17 protein-coding genes are annotated in these 17,211 nt (G+C 47.8%); 7 read left to right on the top strand and 10 right to left on the bottom strand.

Annotated features, from left to right (window positions below):
- Positions 1-31: 31 nt before the first annotated feature.
- From WIG73_RS00560 to mgtE, 8 genes are all read right to left on the bottom strand, one after another.
- A complete protein-coding gene (locus WIG73_RS00560) occupies positions 32-1,951 on the bottom strand; it encodes a hypothetical protein (RefSeq protein ID WP_337398828.1) in 1,920 nt (639 codons plus the stop codon).
- A gap of 13 nt (positions 1,952-1,964) precedes the next feature.
- Positions 1,965-3,140 (bottom strand): iron-containing alcohol dehydrogenase, encoded by a 1,176-nt coding sequence (locus WIG73_RS00555; protein WP_337398826.1) that lies wholly within the window; start codon positions 3,138-3,140, stop codon positions 1,965-1,967.
- Positions 3,134-4,738 (bottom strand): citramalate synthase, encoded by a 1,605-nt coding sequence (gene cimA, locus WIG73_RS00550; RefSeq protein WP_337398824.1) that lies wholly within the window; start codon positions 4,736-4,738, stop codon positions 3,134-3,136. Before cimA ends, WIG73_RS00555 begins: the two co-directional genes overlap by 7 nt.
- 27 nt (positions 4,739-4,765) lie before the next feature.
- Positions 4,766-5,584 (bottom strand): histidinol-phosphatase HisJ family protein, encoded by an 819-nt coding sequence (locus WIG73_RS00545; protein WP_337398822.1) that lies wholly within the window; start codon positions 5,582-5,584, stop codon positions 4,766-4,768.
- Between the two features lie 64 nt (positions 5,585-5,648).
- Positions 5,649-7,472: an S-layer homology domain-containing protein gene (locus tag WIG73_RS00540; protein ID WP_337398821.1), complete on the bottom strand. Its 1,824-nt coding sequence runs from the start codon at positions 7,470-7,472 to the stop codon at positions 5,649-5,651.
- A 149-nt stretch (positions 7,473-7,621) separates the two neighbouring features.
- Entirely contained in the window at positions 7,622-8,140 is a 519-nt protein-coding gene (locus tag WIG73_RS00535) for a cob(I)yrinic acid a,c-diamide adenosyltransferase (RefSeq protein ID WP_337398820.1), read from the bottom strand.
- A gap of 2 nt (positions 8,141-8,142) precedes the next feature.
- The gene (locus tag WIG73_RS00530) at positions 8,143-8,829 is read right to left on the bottom strand and encodes a zinc metallopeptidase (protein WP_177678228.1); all 687 of its coding nucleotides are present in this window, start codon (positions 8,827-8,829) and stop codon (positions 8,143-8,145) included.
- 13 nt (positions 8,830-8,842) lie between these two features.
- Positions 8,843-10,189 carry a magnesium transporter gene (gene mgtE, locus WIG73_RS00525; RefSeq protein ID WP_177678241.1) on the bottom strand — a complete coding sequence of 449 codons (1,347 nt, stop codon included), beginning with the start codon at positions 10,187-10,189 and terminating at the stop codon, positions 8,843-8,845.
- Between the two features lie 415 nt (positions 10,190-10,604).
- Here mgtE and WIG73_RS00520 point away from each other — a divergent pair, with 415 nt between their 5' ends.
- Together WIG73_RS00520 and WIG73_RS00515 are read left to right on the top strand one after the other, a co-directional pair.
- Positions 10,605-11,180 (top strand): nucleoside recognition domain-containing protein, encoded by a 576-nt coding sequence (locus WIG73_RS00520; protein WP_249311256.1) that lies wholly within the window; start codon positions 10,605-10,607, stop codon positions 11,178-11,180.
- The gene (locus WIG73_RS00515) at positions 11,181-11,711 is read left to right on the top strand and encodes a nucleoside recognition domain-containing protein (protein WP_177678224.1); all 531 of its coding nucleotides are present in this window, start codon (positions 11,181-11,183) and stop codon (positions 11,709-11,711) included. It begins immediately after the preceding gene.
- A 22-nt stretch (positions 11,712-11,733) separates the two neighbouring features.
- On the opposite strand, the gene WIG73_RS00510 is transcribed toward WIG73_RS00515, so the two are convergent.
- Complete coding sequence (locus WIG73_RS00510) at positions 11,734-12,273, bottom strand: phosphatase PAP2 family protein (RefSeq protein ID WP_337398819.1); 540 nt, start codon at positions 12,271-12,273, stop codon at positions 11,734-11,736.
- A 19-nt stretch (positions 12,274-12,292) separates the two neighbouring features.
- Positions 12,293-12,730 (bottom strand): small multi-drug export protein, encoded by a 438-nt coding sequence (locus tag WIG73_RS00505; RefSeq protein ID WP_337398816.1) that lies wholly within the window; start codon positions 12,728-12,730, stop codon positions 12,293-12,295.
- A gap of 215 nt (positions 12,731-12,945) precedes the next feature.
- Here WIG73_RS00505 and WIG73_RS00500 point away from each other — a divergent pair, with 215 nt between their 5' ends.
- The 5 genes from WIG73_RS00500 to WIG73_RS00480 all read left to right on the top strand — a co-directional run bounded on the left by WIG73_RS00500 (position 12,946) and on the right by WIG73_RS00480 (position 17,116).
- Positions 12,946-14,484 carry an NAD(P)H-hydrate dehydratase gene (locus WIG73_RS00500; RefSeq protein ID WP_337398815.1) on the top strand — a complete coding sequence of 513 codons (1,539 nt, stop codon included), beginning with the start codon at positions 12,946-12,948 and terminating at the stop codon, positions 14,482-14,484.
- Between the two features lie 8 nt (positions 14,485-14,492).
- Complete coding sequence (locus tag WIG73_RS00495; RefSeq protein WP_337398814.1) at positions 14,493-15,131, top strand: hypothetical protein; 639 nt, start codon at positions 14,493-14,495, stop codon at positions 15,129-15,131.
- Between the two features lie 19 nt (positions 15,132-15,150).
- On the top strand, positions 15,151-16,317 hold the full coding sequence (gene alr, locus WIG73_RS00490) for an alanine racemase (RefSeq protein ID WP_249311261.1): 1,167 nt from the start codon (positions 15,151-15,153) through the stop codon (positions 16,315-16,317).
- Positions 16,318-16,488: 171 nt separating this feature from the next.
- Positions 16,489-16,764, top strand: a complete 276-nt coding sequence (locus WIG73_RS00485; RefSeq protein ID WP_249311262.1) for a ribbon-helix-helix protein, CopG family — start codon at positions 16,489-16,491, stop codon at positions 16,762-16,764.
- 1 nt (position 16,765) lies between these two features.
- Positions 16,766-17,116, top strand: a complete 351-nt coding sequence (locus WIG73_RS00480; protein WP_177678215.1) for a type II toxin-antitoxin system PemK/MazF family toxin — start codon at positions 16,766-16,768, stop codon at positions 17,114-17,116.
- Positions 17,117-17,211: the final 95 nt, after the last annotated feature.

Raw genomic sequence — 17,211 nt, 5'->3', positions numbered from 1 at the left:
AAACCGGGAGCGGTTTCGCTCCCGGTTTTTTTTATTCTTTCATATACGGCAAATCCATATAATCAAAATTTGAAATATATAGCTTGGGCGCGTCAAAGCAAAAGTCGTTGCACGCCATGTGCTTAATTCCCTCGCTGGCAGGGGAATATTCACAGCTCAGCTTCATGTTTTCCGATTCATACGTTACCGCTCTGATATAGGTTTGCCTCTGATGCATGCTGGTTTCCAGCCTGTCCGTAATTTTGGTTTTTTTAACGCCATCTACAAACGCGTCAAACGAGGGGCACTCCTCATTGGTTTTCACGGAGAACACAAACCCGTTTCGAATGTGCAGAAAATCCCGCTTTTTAAAGTCTTTCACTTCGCCCTCATAGTTATAGAATGAAATCATAATGTAGTGCTCTTCCTTTGTCACCGTAACCGCCGCTTTGCGGCCCTTGTCTGTTACGAAAAGTGGCTGGAACGAAAGATAAACCCCGCCGTCTTTCACAAACACCGGCGCCAAATCGACAGACGCGCCCACGTTTCCGCTTAAAACCTTATCGCCAATGCGAATTTCGTCCGGCTCGTTTCCCTCCCGCAGGGGAAAGAAAATGGAGAGCTTTAACGAGGAAACATCAACATTTCCTGGAATTTCCTGCTTTTTGTAGTGCTCTGTTTCCGCTTTGGAAAGCCCTAAATAGGTCGGCGGATTTCCCTTTATTTTCGGCTTATACAGCACCATTGCGGTGCCGTCCTTTTGAAAGGCTGTTTTTCTGCCCTGCTCCACAAAGGGCTTCGGCTTATCGGCAGGCGCGTCGTTAATCAGATACCGGCAGAATACGTTCCGCACGTCTTTTGCGCTTTCCGCGGTTTCTGTCCGTTTGTAAATTAAGGTAAAGCTATTGGTTTGCACGCCGTTGTGAAAGTCCTTCGTGGCGGTGCCCACCGCGTAATCCCGCGTCATATAAGTTTCAACGTCTGTCACGCCGGCGGGATATTCATAAAAATCGTCCTCTTTGGTGTAGTCGCGGAAAGCCTCCTCCGGCGTGGAATCGGTAGAAGCGGAAAACTCCGACTTTGCCAAAAAGCGCATGGGAAACTCTTTTTTGTGCACAAAGTCGAACAGCTCTTTTGTCAGCGTAAATTCCTCTAAATTATAGTAGCCATAGCTGACAATAGACTCCATATCCTTCAGCTCGTCGGGAAAGAACTGTTTCTCTGTGTTCAGCAGGTTGGTAAACCATTTTGTTTCAAAAATTGTCGCGCCGTTGGTGTCGCCGATATAGGCCCGGGAATTGGGGCCTGCAAACCTGCCAATGAATGGGTGGTAGTGGCTGATTAAGTCTGCCCACACGCGGATTTGCGCATTTTGGGCAATGGTTTTAAACGCCTCACAGGTGGCATATTCCGTCAGCCTTGCCAGCACGTTAATCTGCAATGCGGAATAGACAACGCTGGTATATTCACTCAAAACGCCTCTGCGCTTCAACAGACGCTCAAGCTGCAAGATCCTGCGCTCTGCCTCTTTCTGCATCACGTCATCGTCAAACATTACCGCCATATTCATGGCCGTCAGCGTGCTCATCATGGGAAAATTGTCGTTCACGCCGATAAAATCCAAATCGTGGCCCATAAATTCGTCCCGCACAGACAGCAAATAGTCTTTTATTTTTTCTTTTGCCTGCTGAGACATCACGGTTTCGTACTTGCGGTAAAGCAGTGACACAATGGCCGGCGTAAAGTGGCACATGCGCGGATTATAATTTGCAATAATCGTTTCAGCCACCTGAAAATTTTCTGCAATGCCCGTTGCATATAAAATGTCGCACAGCCGGTACCAAGTCCGGCTTCCCAGCTCTTCACCGTTAAATTTCAGCCCGCCTTCTGTGGAAATTTTACCCTTTTGCACAATTGCGGTAATTTCTTGAAAAACTTTCTCCCTGTCTGCGTGAAGCTTCATCAGTTCCATTTTCCGTTCTCCTTTATTTTGCAAGCTCAAATATGTCTACAATTTCTTTCGTGTTCAAGGGCAGCCAGCCGGGCAGCGTGCGCCCGCCACTTTCGGTGCACTTCTCCGCCATTTCGTAAAACGCTTCGTCTCCCACGTTCAACTGAGAAAGCCGCACCGGCATGCCAATTTCAGCAAAATAGCGTTCCGTTGCCAAAATGCCTGCCAGGGCCGTTTCCTCCGGATTTTCCTGACTTACGGGGATGTCCCACACTTTGTTTGCAAACTGCACAAAGCGCGGCACGTTGTGTTTGTAAACATATTTTGCCCAGGCGGGAAAAATCACAGAAAGGCCTGCGCCGTGGGCCACAAAATCATATTTCCCGCTGAGCTCGTGCTCTATCTGATGGCAGGCCATAAACGTTTCCCTGCCGCAGCCTGTTAAATCGTTGTGGGAAAGGCTTGAAGCCCACATCAAATCCGCCCGGGCGTCATAGTCCTCGGGGTTTTTAATGGCCCGCCGGCCGGCCGCAATGGTTTGCCTTACCACCGATTCTGCAATTGCGTCGGTTAGGGGTGTATCCGGCGATTTTGAAAAATAGCGTTCCAAGGTGTGCATTGAAATGTCCACAATGCCGCAGCCCGTTTGGAACTTATTCACGGTGAAAGTAAGCTCCGGGTTGCAAATGGAAAACAGCGGCCTGTGAAGCTCTGAATTATATCCGCGCTTTAGCCCCAGCTTTTCGTTGGTAATTACCGCAGACGCGCTCATTTCGCTGCCCGATGCGGCAAGGGTTAAAATTACGCCCACAGGCAGCGCTGCCCGCGGCGTTTTTGCCTTTGTAGAAAAATCCCACGTGCTGCCGTCATAGCATGCGCCCACGGCAATTTCCTTTGCCGAGTCAATTGCGCTTCCGCCGCCCACAGCCAAAACCAGTTCAACGCCGTGATCTTTGCAAAGCTGTGCGCCCTTTTCCACCAATTCCAGCTTGGGGTTCGGTTCTGCGCCGCCAAAGTCTAAAAAGTCTATGCCCGCGTCCTTTAAAGATGCGGTAACCTGCTCATAAACGCCGTTTTTCTGAATGCTGCCGCCGCCGTAATGGAGCATAATTTTGTGAAACCCATAGCTTTTTATCACTTCTCCCACTCGCTTGTGGGTATCTTTTCCGAAAATCATTTTTGTTGGGGTGAAAAACTCAAAATTTAGCATGTCGCTTTGCTCCTTTCGGTATGTTTGTTTCGTTTAATGTCCAGCATGTAATAGTCCACCGAGTCTACCAGCGCGCGCCAGCTGGCCTCTAAAATATCCTCTGAAACGCCCACGGTGCTCCAGTTTGTCCTGCCGTCGGTCGATTCCATTAACACCCGCGTTAAAGCCGCCGTGCCGGTTTTGCTGCCATCTAACACGCGGACCTTAAAGTCAATCAGACGCGTGTTTTTCAGTTCGGGATAAAACCGGTAAAGCGCCTTTCTAAGTGCTTTATCCAGCGCGTTCACCGGGCCTTCGCCCTCCGCCGCCGTAATTTCTGCGGTGTCTCCCACACAGATTTTAATCATGGCAGTGGCGGTATATTGAGACTTTGCCGGCGCCGCGGCAATCACCTGAAACTGCTCCAATTGAAACTGGGGCTTGTAAAAACCCAGCTTTTTTAAAACCATCAGCTCAAAAGAGCTTTCCGCTCCCTCAAACTGATACCCCTCATTTTCCAGCCGCTTTATCTCGTCTAAAATTTCCGAAATTACCGGCGCGTCTTTTTTTGTGTCCGGCTCAAACTTTCTGATAATGTCATACACCAGCGCCCTGCCAGACATTTCAGACATTAACAGCTTGCGCTCGTTCCCCACGTTCTCCGGCGAGATGTGCTCAAACGTGACGGGATTTTTCAAAACCGCGTCGATGTGCATGCCGCCCTTGTGGGCAAAGGCCATGCCGCCTACATAGGGCTTGCGTTCGTCAGGGACAATGTTTGCCAGCTCATAAATGTGGCGGGAAATGCTCTTCAGCTTTTTCAGTGACTCTTTCGGCACCAGGTCATATCCGCGCTTTAGCTGCAAATTGGGAATGATGGTGCAGAGGTTTGCGTTGCCGCACCGTTCGCCGAATCCGTTCATGGTGCCCTGCACCTGCTCTGCCCCGGCAAACACGCCCAAAAGGGTGTTTGAAACCGCCACGCCAACATCGTTGTGGCAGTGAATTGCAAGCTTTGTTCCGCCCAAATACGCTTTCACCTCTGCCACAATGGAAGAAATTTCGTCAGGAAACGCGGCGCCGTTGGTGTCACACAGGCAGATGATGTCCGCCCCGGCGCTTTTTGCCGCATTCAAACTTGACAGCGCATATTCCCGGTTTTGTTTATATCCGTCAAAAAAATGCTCCGCGTCGAAAATTACTTCTTTGCCGAAGGACTTTACATAGCAAACCGTTTCGCGGATAATGTCTAAATTCTCAGACAGGCGGGCATGGAACACCTCTTTCACATGCAAGTCCCACGCTTTGCCAAAAATGGTCACCACAGGAGTGCCTGCGTCGATTAACGCCTTCACCGCGCTGTCTTGTTCTACGGGCACGCCAATCCGGTGGGTGCTGCCAAAAGCCGCGATTTTTGCGTGCTTCAGTTTTATTTCCGCAAGGCAGGCAAACAGCTCTGCGTCTTTGGGATTTGAAGCCGGAATGCCGGCTTCAATATAAGACACGCCCAGCTCATCTAAAAGTTTCACGATTTTTATTTTGTCGGCCAGGGAAAACGAAATCCCCTCGCCCTGGGTGCCGTCCCGCAGGGTGGTATCATATACGTCGATTTTAGCCATGATAAAAACTCCGTTTCTTTCAGGAATTTAAAAGCGAATAAAAATGGGTTTTCTGTTTTTATAGTAGTAATATCCCGTAAACCCGCACTGCCGCAGCATTTCCGCCGCATCAAACAGCAGACGGGCGGCATTTTCCGGAGCGTGGGCGTCAGAACCAATGGTAACAAATTTGCCGCCCTTTTCTTTATAAAGGGAAAGAATGTCATAGCTCGGCAAACACTCCTGGGTGCAATTGGCGTAAGCCGTGTTCACCTCTAAGGCAATTCCCCGTTCAATGATTTGTTTCAGCACGGTTTCAACCTTATCCCGGTAGGGGGTTAAAAAATCAATGTCCCGGCCATATTTCCGGTTTACATAACGCAGCGGGCAGGTGATGTGCGGCAAAACGTCAAAGTCCAGCTTTTCTGTCATTTCAATCATATCGGTGTAATATTGGTCTATATATTGCTCCAGCGTCTCCCTCGGCAGTTTGCCAAAATCAATTGTGGAAAAGGGTGCTGTCAGCCCCGGATACCGCACCGCGTGAACAGAAGAAAGAACCACATCATAGTCGAATGCGCGGCACATCTTTGCAGCGCGGGCTTCGTCCCAAATGCCCTCGCCAATTTCAACCCCTGTTAAAACTTCAATCTGGCCGGAAAAACGTTTTTGGGCGGCGAGGGCGTCTTCTACAGAATTTTGAATTCTTTCAAACACATGGTCACGCTCATAAAACTGCACGTCGCAGTGGTCGGTAACGGCAAACCCCGCCGCGCCCGCTGCAATTTGTGCCTTTGTCTGCGTGATGATATCTGCTTTCGAGTCGTGTGAATTGTTTGTGTGCGTATGCATGTCGTAAAGTTTCAAACGAATACCGCTTCCTTTCCATAAAAATAGGCCTGCCGGTAATACCGGCAGGCCGCATAATGCGTTACTGAAGAACCATGAGCGACGATACCTCATAAACGCCCAGCTTCTCTGTGCCGGCGGCCGTAATCACGTTGCCGACATTTAAATTTTTAATGGTTAAAAGTTTTCCGGACTTGGTATCTAAAATCTTTGTGCTGTCTTTCAAGAACAGCTGTTTTTCAAGCTCCTGGCCGTTTAATCCCTCATAGGTAATCACAACCAAGCCATAAGAGGTGTTAATGGTTTTAATGGTTCCCGTCACTGTCAGCGCTTCAGAGGCCGCCTCAGAAGCAATTTCCGTTACGGTTTCGCTGGAAACTTCAAGCTTAACATAGGAACCCAGCTTTAAGTCGTAAATGGTGGCTTCCTTGCCCTCAATTGTAATGGTGCAGTCCCGTGCCATGGGATATTTCGATTTGTTTCCGCCTGAGGAAATGGTGATATACGAGGTGGAGCTGGAAACGGTAATTTCATCAATGGTGCCTTCAATGCTCTTTGCCTTGCCGGTTGCCATAATGTCGGAAATTTCACCGTAATCCAATGTGAGCTCGGCGTTGTCGCCAATAGCAAGCTCAGAAAAGTCTGCCTTTTTGCCGTTGCGCGTTATGGTCGCATTGTCTGCCAGCGTATATTCCACAGATTCTTCGTCGCTTGTCAACACGGTAATCACAACGCCGTTTGAGGAGGTGTCGATATTTTCAATCTTCACGCTGGAGATTTTTCTTGTTTTTGGCTCTGCGCTTAACGACACGCCCAAGCCGCCGGACATTTTAATGGTAACATAGTCGCCGTTTTTAATGTCTGTAATGGCGCCGGAACCTCCGTTAATTTTAATTACCACATTTGACGCCAGCTTATAGCTTGTAACCGTTTCTTCCTCTTTCGTAATGTCCGCCAGCTTTACAGTGGTTCCAGCGTTCGTGGTCACTTTGCCGCGGAACGCGCCGGAAACGGTTTCTTCTCCCTCATATGTAATTGCATCAATCTGATAAAGGCTTTCTTTCGAGAATGTGAACACACATTCCATGCCCACTTCCAGGTCGGTCAGCGTAACCTTTTCGCCGTCTAAGAAAATCGCGCTGGAGTTACCCACGCCAAATTTCACGGTTTCGCCTTCCTCTGTTTTAATGCTCAAATTGTTCATTAAAGTGTCTACGCTTGAAATCATGCCGCGGATATATTCAAAATCCATAGTGTCTAAAATTCTGCGAATCATAACGGCAATCTGTGCCCGGGTAACGGTTTCGTTCGGGCCGAACTTGTTGTCTCCCATGCCGTTCATAATGCCCAGCTCTGTGGCATAGAACACATAGCCCAAAGCCATTGCGGGAATATCGTCTTTATCGGCAAAGGTCACGTCAATCTCGGGGTTTGTTTTCATCCATGCGTCTGCGCCCAGAGCTTTGGCAATTAAGGTTGCCGCCTCATAGCGCTTCAGCTCAACGTCACGCTTTTCTTTTGACAAATATTCTTTCACTTCATCGATGGTCAAAACTTTTCTGTAAACCATGTAAGCGCCCTGCTTCACAGCATAGGAGTCTTCACAGCCCGCAAGGTCCGCTTCATAAATGCCATAGGCCAAATTCACAATGGGCTCGTTCATTTTTTCGCTGGCGCCCAGGGCTTTTGAAAACAAGGTAATGGCCTCCTGCCGGGTAATGCTTTTTCCGGGTTTAAACGTCCCGTCGTCATAGCCGGTGATAACACCGCTTTCTGACAGGGAATTTATTGCTTCCTGTGCCCAGGAATAATTGCTGTTTACGTCAGGAAATCCAGCCGCGAACGCGACAGCCGCGGTTGACAATACCAGTACCAGTGACAAGACCAATGAGAGTACTTTTTTCATATTTTTATCCTCCTGTATCGTTTTTTCATACAAATATAAATACACGATATTATTATACAACATTCAGAGAAAAAAAGCAATAGATGATTTTCATGTCACAAAAAAATAATATAAAAAAAAAACGGGATAGCGGTAAAACGCTTTCCCGTTTAAAATTCAATTCCCTCCCGGGGCGCTGTGCCTGTATCAAAAGGATGTTTCACCGCCTGGATTTCAGACACATAGTCTGCCGCCAAACACATTTCCTGCGAAAAATCCCGCCCGGTTAAAACAATTTCCAGCGTCTTTCCATAATTCTTTAAAAGCGCCAGCACGTCGTTTTCTGAAAGAATTCCATTTGCAATGCAGCCGGCAATTTCGTCTAACACCAGCATGTCGCACAGCCGGTTTGCCGCGCAGTTTGCGGCAAACGCAAAGCCCGCCTGGGTTTCGGCCTTCAATTCCTCCCGCTCCGGTTCCGTCATGTTCCAAAAAAAGCCGTTCACCGTGGTTTGAAAACACCGAATGTTCATATTGGGCACAGATTTTGCCAGCAAAACTTCGCCGCTGTTTCCGTCCTTTAAAAATTCCAAAAACGCCACCCTAAGTCCCCGGCCGGCGGCCCGGAACGAAAGCCCCAAAGCGGCGGTGGTTTTTCCTTTTCCGTCCCCTGTGTAAATGTGAACCATGTTCAGTCCCTTCTCCTTGAAATGAGCACCAGCCGCAAAAGCTGTGCGGCAGAGGTCAGCGCCGCAGCAACATAGGTCATGGCGGCGGCGCCCAACACCTTTTTGGCTCCTGTAAGCTCTTCAGACGACAATATGCCGCCCTCATCCAGCGTTTTTATAGCGCGCCTGCTTGCGTCAAACTCCACAGGGAGCGTTACAAGCTGAAACAAAAGCACGCAGGAAAACAGCAAAATTCCAAAGGTTACCAGCGGCTGCATGGAAAACAAAAAGCCAATGAATATCAGCGGGACAGACAGCGTAGACCCAATGTTTGCCACAGGCAGCACCGCATTTCTCAATTTAATGGGGAAATAACCGGTGGCATATTGCACGGCGTGGCCCGCTTCGTGAGCCGCAACGCCGATGGACGCAACCGACACGTCGCCCCGGACAGAATCGGACAGGCGGATTACATTGGTCCGCGGGTCATAGTGGTCGGTCAGGCTTCCGCGAACGCCCTCCACCGCAACATTTGAAAGCCCGTTGCGGTCTAAAATCTGCCGGGTGATTTCCGCCGCCGTGCGGTTTCTGAAAGACATCACCTGAGCATATTTCCGATAGGTGCTTTGCACTTTAAACTGCGCAAAAAGCGAAATTAAAATTGCAGGCACAACCAGCACGATATAATAATAGTCATAAAACCAAAACATAGCATTGCTCCTTCTACATCGGCAAAAACAGCCGCACAATTTGAAAATAGATAATCAGCGACAGCGCGTCTACAATGGTTGTGATAAACGGGCTTGCCATCACCGCCGGGTCGAACCCCACCCGCTTTGCCAAAAGCGGCATCACACAGCCCACCAATTTTGCAATTACAATGGTTAAAAATATGGTAATGCTTACAATCAGCGCCGTTACAAAGTTTACGCCGTCGGTAAACCGCGCGTCAATCACCATTGCCTTCAAAAAGCACACAACTGCCATAATCAGGCCGCACAAAAGCGCTACGCGAAGCTCTTTCCAAACAATTTTAAAAATATCTTTAAATTCTACTTCGTTCAGCGCAAGGCTTCTGATAACCGCAACAGACGCCTGGCCGCCGGCGTTGCCGCCCGTGTCCATAAACATGGGAATAAACGCCACCAGAGCCGGATAAATCGCCAGCGAAGTTTCATAAGACGAGAGGATTCCCCCCGTAAAAGTTGCAGAAATCATTAACAGCAGCAGCCAGGGGATTCGCTTTTGGAACGTTCCCAGCGCACCTGTTTCGGTATAGGGTTTGTCGGTAGGCGTGATGGCCGCCATGATTTCAATGTCCTCCGTTGCCTCCTGCTCAATAACGTCTACAATGTCGTCTATGGTGATAATTCCAACAAGCCTGTTCTCACCGTCTACTACCGGCATGGACAAAAGGTCATATTTTTTAAACCGGAAAGCGCTGGTTTCCTGGTCGTCATATGTGTATAAATATTTCACTTCCGTGGTCATCATATCAGAAACCAGGGTTTCCGGCGCGCTTAATATAATTTTGCGGATGGAGATTGCACCCTCCAGCTTCCGCTCTTTGTCAATTACGTAGCAGGTGTTAATGGTTTCGCTGTCTACCCCGGTTATGCGGATATGACGCAGCGCCTCCCGGGCGGTCATTTCTTTCTTTAAATCCACATACTCTGTGGTCATAATGGAACCGGCGCTGCCGTCAGGATAGCGAAGAAGCTGGTTTATGGTGTGCCTCGTTTTTGCGTCGGTGGTTTTTAGCACCCGTTTCACCACATTGGCCGGCATTTCCTCCAAAAAGTCCACGGTGTCGTCCATGAACATTTCGTCCATAATATTGTTAATTTCGTTGTCGGTGATGGATTCAATGATATACTGCTGCTGGTCGCTTTTCATGTAGGCAAACGTGTCTGCCGCCAGCGTTTTGGGCAGCATGCGGAACACCCGAAGCATTTTTTCACGGGGTATTTCGTCCAGCAAAAGCTCAATGTCCACAGCGTCCATGGTAATAATTTTTTCACGGGCCTTAATTAATTTCCCGTCCTCGATTAAATCGATGATAGTTTCCATATCATCTTTTAAAGTTTCTTTGAAGTCCATAGTTCACTTCCCCCTTTCTAATTTTTGCGTAAAATGGGCGTGGGAAAGAAACAGGGAAGTTTCATAAACATAAGACTATTGATAAAAATGAAGCACACAATACAACTTAAGCTTATGAAAAATTCCTGTTTCGTTACTTCGGGGTTTCGGTTTGTTATCCATAAGCTCATCTCCTTTTTTTGTATTTTGTGCATTTAATTGAAATTAAACCGCGTTTTGCGGCAAGCAAAAAATTCCTGCCTTTTCATTTTACTACAAATTCCCAAAAAATGCAACCGCTAACCACGTGAAATCTGCATAAAATTTTTTATTCCTTTTGTCCGAGAGGCAAAACATAAATAAGAACCGTCTTGAATAAGCTTTAAGCGGAGGTGTTTTGCCATTGATGAACTATATCTGGGTTTTTCTGATTCTTTTTTCTTACATATATTCCTTTTTTGCCGGCACCACTGAAGCAGTAACGGCCAGCGTATTTTCCGGTGCTGACAAAGCCACCCAAATGGTGATATCTCTCATGGGCATGATGTGTCTGTGGACGGGACTGTTGGAGGTAGCCGAGCACGCGGGGATTACCAAAAAAATTGAGCGTTTGCTTTCGCCCATAACCAGAATTCTGTTTCCCTCCCTGCCCGACGGTTCCGAGGCAAAAAGCGCCATTGTTATGAGTATGACGGCAAACCTTTTGGGCCTTTCAAACGCGGCAACGCCCTTAGGCCTTGCCGCCATGAACAAGCTGGAGGCCCGCAGCCTGACCCCCGGCGTTGCCACCGACGACATGTGCATGTTTGTGGTCATTAACACCGCGTCGATTACGCTGATTCCCACAACCCTGCTCACCCTGCGCACGGCTGCCGGCTCTGCCGCCCCTTTTGAAATTATGGTGCCGGTTTGGATTTGTTCCATTTTGTCCGTTGCAAGCGGAATTATTGCCGCAAAATTACTTGCCCGGAGGTGCCCATAAATGCTAGCCCAAAAGATTTCTATTCTTATTATGCCGTTCATTTTCATTTCTATTTTGGGCTATGCCCTTTTTAAAAAGGTGCGTGTTTTCGACGTGTTTTTAAACGGCGCTTCAAATGGTCTGCGCTCGGCGGTAAGCATTTTGCCGGCGCTGGTTGGCCTGATTTGCGCCATTTCCATGCTCCGGGCCTCCGGTGCGCTGGACTTTTTGGAAACCCTTTTGTCGCCCCTGCTCTCAAAAATCGGCATGCCGCCGGACGTTCTTCCCTTGGCGCTTCTAAAGCCCGTGTCCGGGAGCGGTGCACTGGCCATGGTGAAGGACATTTTCGACGCAAACGGGCCGGACTCTTTTGCCGGAAAAGTTGCTTCTGTTATGCTGGGCTCCTCGGAAACCACATTCTACACCTTAGCTGTGTACTACGGCGCGGTGAAAATTAAAGACTCCCGCTACACCGTGAGCGCCGCCGTCATTGCAGATTTGGTGGGCGTGTTCGCCGCGGTCTTCCTCTGCGGCATGATATACAGCCATTAAAAAAACCTCCGTTTCGGAGGTTTTATTTTTGTATTTGTTTCTTTCGGTAAAACAGCCTGTGCACCGCAAGGGCAATGAAAAACGCTAATACCACCGCCGCTAAAACGTCGCTGGGATAGTGCACATAGAGGTAAAGCCTTGAAAACGCCATGAGCGCAGCGAAAGGAATGGCTGCGTAACCAAATTTGTGATTGTCCATTGAAATCAGAAACGCCGCCACAAAGGAAGACAGCGTGTGCCCCGACGGAAACGAAAAGTCTAACGGATTGTCAATTAAAAGCTCCACCCCCAGGTTCACCCAGTTGGGGCGCGGGCGGGCAATTAGGGGCTTTAGCAAGAGGTTTCCCAAAACAAACCCTGCCGCAAGGCCAACCAACAGCACAAACCCCTGCTTGCGGCATTTTTCCCTAAGCAGCATTACCGCCACGAGGAAAAGCCAAATCAGTCCGCCGTTGCCCAGGCTTGAAACAAGGGGCATAAAAAAGTCTAAAAATGCGCACCGAACGTGCGACTGAATAAAATCAAGCACGCAAAAATCGATATTCGTGATTTGCTCAACCATCAATAAAAAATCCTTCCAATCAGGCCATAACCGTAACGCCGTAGGTTAAAAACGCAATAATTGCCCCTGCCGCTGTAACACCCAAAAAAATTGCCGGCAGCGCACTTTTCAGGCGCATATCCATCATTGCCGCAACCAAGGCCCCGGTCCACGCGCCGGTACCGGGCAGCGGAATGGCCACCAAAATAAAAAGGCCCCAAAATTCATACTTTAAAACGGTTTTCTTATGTTTTTCCGCCTTTTGTTCGAACCGCGTCACCAATCTGTTTAACCCGTCGCTTTTTTTACGCATCCATTCAAAAATTTTGCGGATGAAAATGATAATAAACGGAACGGGAATCATGTTGCCAATAATAGAGATGCCGATTGCCACCCACAAATTCAGCCCGTTGGCTGTGGCAAATGGAATTGCGCCGCGCAGCTCTAAAACCGGCGTCATCGCAACAATCATCGTCATTAAAATTTTACCGGGTAAGCTATTCCATAAAAAAGACAAAGTCATTCTCCTTACTTTTATATATTCTCTATTTATATATTTTACCATAAAAATTTTTCCAGTACAACCAATAAAGTGTTAATTCTGTGTAAATATATCATTTTATACCCCCCTCATTGACTTTTTCCCCATTTTATTATAAAATAATCTTAAATATAACGAAAGTAGGTGCTGTTATGAAAGTTGTGAATGTGTCGCAGATGCGCGGCCTGGAGCAGGCCGCAATAGAGGACTGCGGCGTTCCCTCCCTGCTGTTAATGGAAAATGCCGCGGCAGGATTTTTAATGGCTCTTGAGAGTGAAGCAGGGTCGGTTGCGGGCAAAAAAATTCACGTTTTTTGCGGCAGGGGCAACAACGGCGGCGACGGGTTCGCCATTGCGCGCATGGCCCACAACTTGCATGCAGACGTTACCATAACCCTGCTGTTTGACGAGGCCTTGGCGGAAGGTGATGCGAAGACCAATTTAAAAATCGTAAAAAAAATGGGAATTCCCTTTTCCGCTGCCGGCGGCGGTATTTCCTGCGACATTATTGTGGACGCCATTTTCGGAACCGGTTTTCACGGTGAAATTGAGGGAAACGCGAAATCGTGTATTGATGCAATAAACAACAGCGGCGCGTTCGTCGCCTCTGTGGACATTCCCAGCGGTGTTTCGGCGGATACCGGACACGCATCCGCCTCTTCTGTTTTTGCAGACCTTTGCGTGACCTTTGCAGCTTTAAAGCCCGGGCATCTGTTATTTCCCGGCCGCGGTCACTTTCAGAAACTGATAAAAGGAAACATTTCTGTGCCAAGAGAAGTCATAAACGAACTGCGAAGCGGATATGATGTAATAGATAACTCCAAAAGAGAGCTAATTCCAAAGCGGGAAACCAATTCCCACAAGGGGAGTTTTGGCAAGGCCTTGGCGTTTGTGGGATCGGCAGGAATGAGCGGCGCGGCGGTTTTGTCATCCTCCGCCATTTTGAAAAGCGGCGCGGGCATGGCCACCGCCGCCGTGCCGGAAACGGTTTTGGGCGCGGTTTGCGCTCATCTCACCTCGGTGATGACCGTTCCGCTTCCCTGTGAAAATGGAAGTTTAGCCGAACCTGCCGCCGATTTGCTTTTGGAAAAGCTGAAGCATCAAGACGTTTTGCTGGCCGGCTGCGGCATTGGCACGTCTGATGCTGCGAAAAAAACCATTTGCCGTTTGGTAACAGAAAACGAAAAGCCAATGGTGTTAGACGCAGACGGGTTAAACGCCGTGTCTGGCTGTACTGAATTACTGCTTGAGAAAAAATGTGAGCTGATTCTAACGCCGCATATTGTGGAATTTTCCAGGCTCACAGGTCTTACAGTTTTAAAAATTAAAGAAAATCCCATTTTAGCCGCCCGCGAATTTGCGCAGAAATTTCAGGTAACGCTGGTTTTAAAGGATGCGGTCACGGTGGTTGCCGCAAAGGATGGAACGGTATTCATTAGCCCCAGCTCTAACTCGGGGCTGGCCACGGCGGGCAGCGGCGACGTTTTGGCGGGAATTATCACAGGGCTCCTGTCCCAGGGGGCAAGGCCTGAGCACGCGGCAGTCGGCGGCGTTTATCTTCACCTGGCCGCGGGAAATATCGCAAGAAAAGCAAAAGGCGAATATGGCATGACGTCGGAGGATTTGCTTTCTTCCGTGCCAGCCGCCTTTATGGAGGAAATTGACATAGCACCTGACATAAAGGAGTGGTAACAAAAAAGATGTGTAAGAAACTGATTTCCGTTTTTCTTACACTAATGATAAGCGTTTTCGCGTTATCCGCCTGCGGCGGCAGCCGTTTAAGCGACAGCGATATGGACATTTATGAAAAAATCCACACGTATTACAGCAAGATGGAAAGCTACAGCGCAAACGTCACGTTTTCCTGTTTTTCAAACAAAACGGAAAACAAATATACGGCAGAGCAAAAGGCCATGGGTAACGACAAGTTTTTTATTAAAGTGTCAAATCCCGACAGCACCCTGTCCGTTACCACCATTGCCAACGGCGCAAAAACAAAAACGCTTACCGACGGAACGGACTATTCTGTCACCGTTCCCACGGCAGACACAACAAACCTGCTGTTTGTAAACAGCTTTTTTAAGACCTACTATTCCTCAGAAGAAACCTATCTTGCCGTAAACGGGGCAGGCAAAGGAAACGTAACCGTTCTGGAAACGGATATTTCGCCTAAGAGCGCAAACAGCGCAAAGGTTTCGCTTTCCATTAACAACAAAACCCTGGCGCCGGTAAACCTCACGGTTTACGACATGGGCGGAAAAGTTGTTCTGTCTGCTGAATTTTCGAATTTTCAATATAACGACAAATCGGTTACCGATTCAGATTTTACAACAGATTAACGAAAGGAACGACCACAAGTTGAACAACCTATATACAACCAGAACATGGGCCGAGATTGACTTAGACGCCATTGCGTTTAATATGAAAAATATACGCAGCATCACCAGCCCCGCGGCAAAAATTATGTGTGTGGTGAAAGCAGACGCCTATGGCCACGGATTTTTTGAAGCGGCAAAAACAATGCACGAAAACGGCGCCGACGCCTTTGCCGTTGCCACCTTTGAAGAGGCAAAGCTATTGCGCGACAAAGGGTTTGACGAAGTGATTTTAATTTTGGGCCGAGTGGATGAAATTTTTGCAAAAGACATGATAAATTTAGGGATCAGCGCCACGGTTTGTGACGAAGAATTTGCAAAAGCTTTGTCTGACGCTGCAGTTTCCATGAATAAAAAGGCCCGTATTCACATAAAATTGGATACTGGGATGTCGAGAATCGGGTTCGACTGCGAAGCGGACGACGTGGAAAAAATTACGAAAATCTGCTCCATGCCGAACATGATTGCCGAAGGAATTTTTTCGCATTTTGCATGTGCGGACGAACCGGACAGTAAAATGTCTGAAAAACAGTTTTCAGCGTTTCAGTCTATGATTCACGCATTAAACGTGCGGGGAATTCATTTTGAATATGCCCATATCTGCAACAGTGCAGGGATTATGGAATTTCCCGCATATCACCTTACCATGGTGCGGCCGGGCATTATTTTATACGGCTGCTACCCGTCTGAGGCGGTTCACAAGGAGCGGCTTTCCTTAAGGCCCGCCATGACGGTGAAAGCAAGAATTACAAGAATCGACACAAAGCCCGCCGGAACCAAGGTGAGTTACGGCGCAACCTATACAACAAAGCAAGAAGAAAAAATTGCAACGGTGTCCATCGGATATGCCGACGGATACTTCCGCAGCCTATCAGATAACGCATATATGAGCGTTTCAGGGGTAAAAGTTCCTGTTGTGGGAAGAATTTGTATGGATCAATGTATGATAGACGTTTCCTCTGTCAATAATATTACTGTCGGCGACGAAGTAACCGTATTTGGAAACGGAGGAGATAACAGTGAAACAGCAACATCCTTAGCTGCACGTGCTGGGACAATTAACTACGAAATCCTGTGCGCAGTCGGGAACAGAACCCCCAGAATTTATGTCAGGAACGGCGAAATTATTGACGTACTTACCTATTTGTAATAGAATTGCTAATATTTGTGTATTGACTTAGCTTGACCTTTCATTATATAATATTAGTGTGGCGTAAACGCTAAAAATCACTCTTAATTTACTTTCGCGTTCTGACGTTTATGTTTTCAAAACACACGCTATTTACCAGCGTAATAACAAACGAATGGGGGCTTGACTATTTTGTCGCAACTCAAGAAGGTTCTGATAACCGTTCCCGACGCGTTGCTTGCGCAAGTTGATTCTGTTGCCAGCAGTGAAAATATCAACAGAAGTGAATTTGTCCGCGAAGCTATGAAAATGTACCTTCGTGAAAAGAAAAAGCAGTCGGTAGCAGAACAAATGAAAAAGGGTTATCAGGAAATGGCAGATATTAATTTAAATATCGCCATGATGTGTTTTGACGCGGATGAGCAGGAGCTTGCCGCGTATGAGGAAAAACTGGCGGAGTGTGAATAGTGTGGTTGTAAAACGAGGAGATATTTTTTACGCTGATTTAAGCCCTGTGGTCGGTTCGGAACAAGGCGGGATAAGGCCTGTTTTAGTCGTGCAGAACGACATTGGAAACAAGTTTTCCCCAACCATTATTATTGCGGCTATTACGTCGCAGATTAATAAAGCCAAGCTTCCCACTCACATTGAAATAAGTGCAAATGATTTTGGCCTTGCCAAGGATTCCGTGATTTTATTAGAGCAGGTACGCACCATTGATAAAAAGCGCCTGCGTGAGAAAATTGGGAAATTAGATGATGAGCTTATGGACAGTGTGAACGAGGCATTGGTGATCAGTTTCGGAATAGCAGAGCTATAAATTTGATATTTGGTCGGTAATCCGCACCATAAGCGGAGAAATGGGCTAAAACTGTGTTTTTGTCCAAAACGAAACTGCCTTACAGTAGTCTGTAA

This window comes from Congzhengia sp., assembly GCF_037235575.1.
GTDB classification, from domain to species: Bacteria; Bacillota; Clostridia; order UBA1381; family UBA9506; genus Congzhengia; species Congzhengia minquanensis.
Note: the sequence above shows the minus strand (reverse complement) of the source record. Positions and strands in the feature narration are given on the sequence as shown.

Coding starts and splice junctions, on each gene's coding strand:
- WIG73_RS00560 (WP_337398828.1), bottom strand. CDS start 1,951: ATGGAACTGATGAAGCTTCACGCAGACAGGGAGAAAGTTTTTCAAGAA.
- WIG73_RS00555 (WP_337398826.1), bottom strand. CDS start 3,140: ATGCTAAATTTTGAGTTTTTCACCCCAACAAAAATGATTTTCGGAAAA.
- cimA (WP_337398824.1), bottom strand. CDS start 4,738: ATGGCTAAAATCGACGTATATGATACCACCCTGCGGGACGGCACCCAG.
- WIG73_RS00540 (WP_337398821.1), bottom strand. CDS start 7,472: ATGAAAAAAGTACTCTCATTGGTCTTGTCACTGGTACTGGTATTGTCA.
- WIG73_RS00535 (WP_337398820.1), bottom strand. CDS start 8,140: ATGGTTCACATTTACACAGGGGACGGAAAAGGAAAAACCACCGCCGCT.
- WIG73_RS00530 (WP_177678228.1), bottom strand. CDS start 8,829: ATGTTTTGGTTTTATGACTATTATTATATCGTGCTGGTTGTGCCTGCA.
- mgtE (WP_177678241.1), bottom strand. CDS start 10,189: ATGGAAACTATCATCGATTTAATCGAGGACGGGAAATTAATTAAGGCC.
- WIG73_RS00520 (WP_249311256.1), top strand. CDS start 10,605: ATGAACTATATCTGGGTTTTTCTGATTCTTTTTTCTTACATATATTCC.
- WIG73_RS00515 (WP_177678224.1), top strand. CDS start 11,181: ATGCTAGCCCAAAAGATTTCTATTCTTATTATGCCGTTCATTTTCATT.
- WIG73_RS00510 (WP_337398819.1), bottom strand. CDS start 12,273: ATGGTTGAGCAAATCACGAATATCGATTTTTGCGTGCTTGATTTTATT.
- WIG73_RS00505 (WP_337398816.1), bottom strand. CDS start 12,730: ATGACGATGATTGTTGCGATGACGCCGGTTTTAGAGCTGCGCGGCGCA.
- WIG73_RS00500 (WP_337398815.1), top strand. CDS start 12,946: ATGAAAGTTGTGAATGTGTCGCAGATGCGCGGCCTGGAGCAGGCCGCA.
- WIG73_RS00495 (WP_337398814.1), top strand. CDS start 14,493: ATGTGTAAGAAACTGATTTCCGTTTTTCTTACACTAATGATAAGCGTT.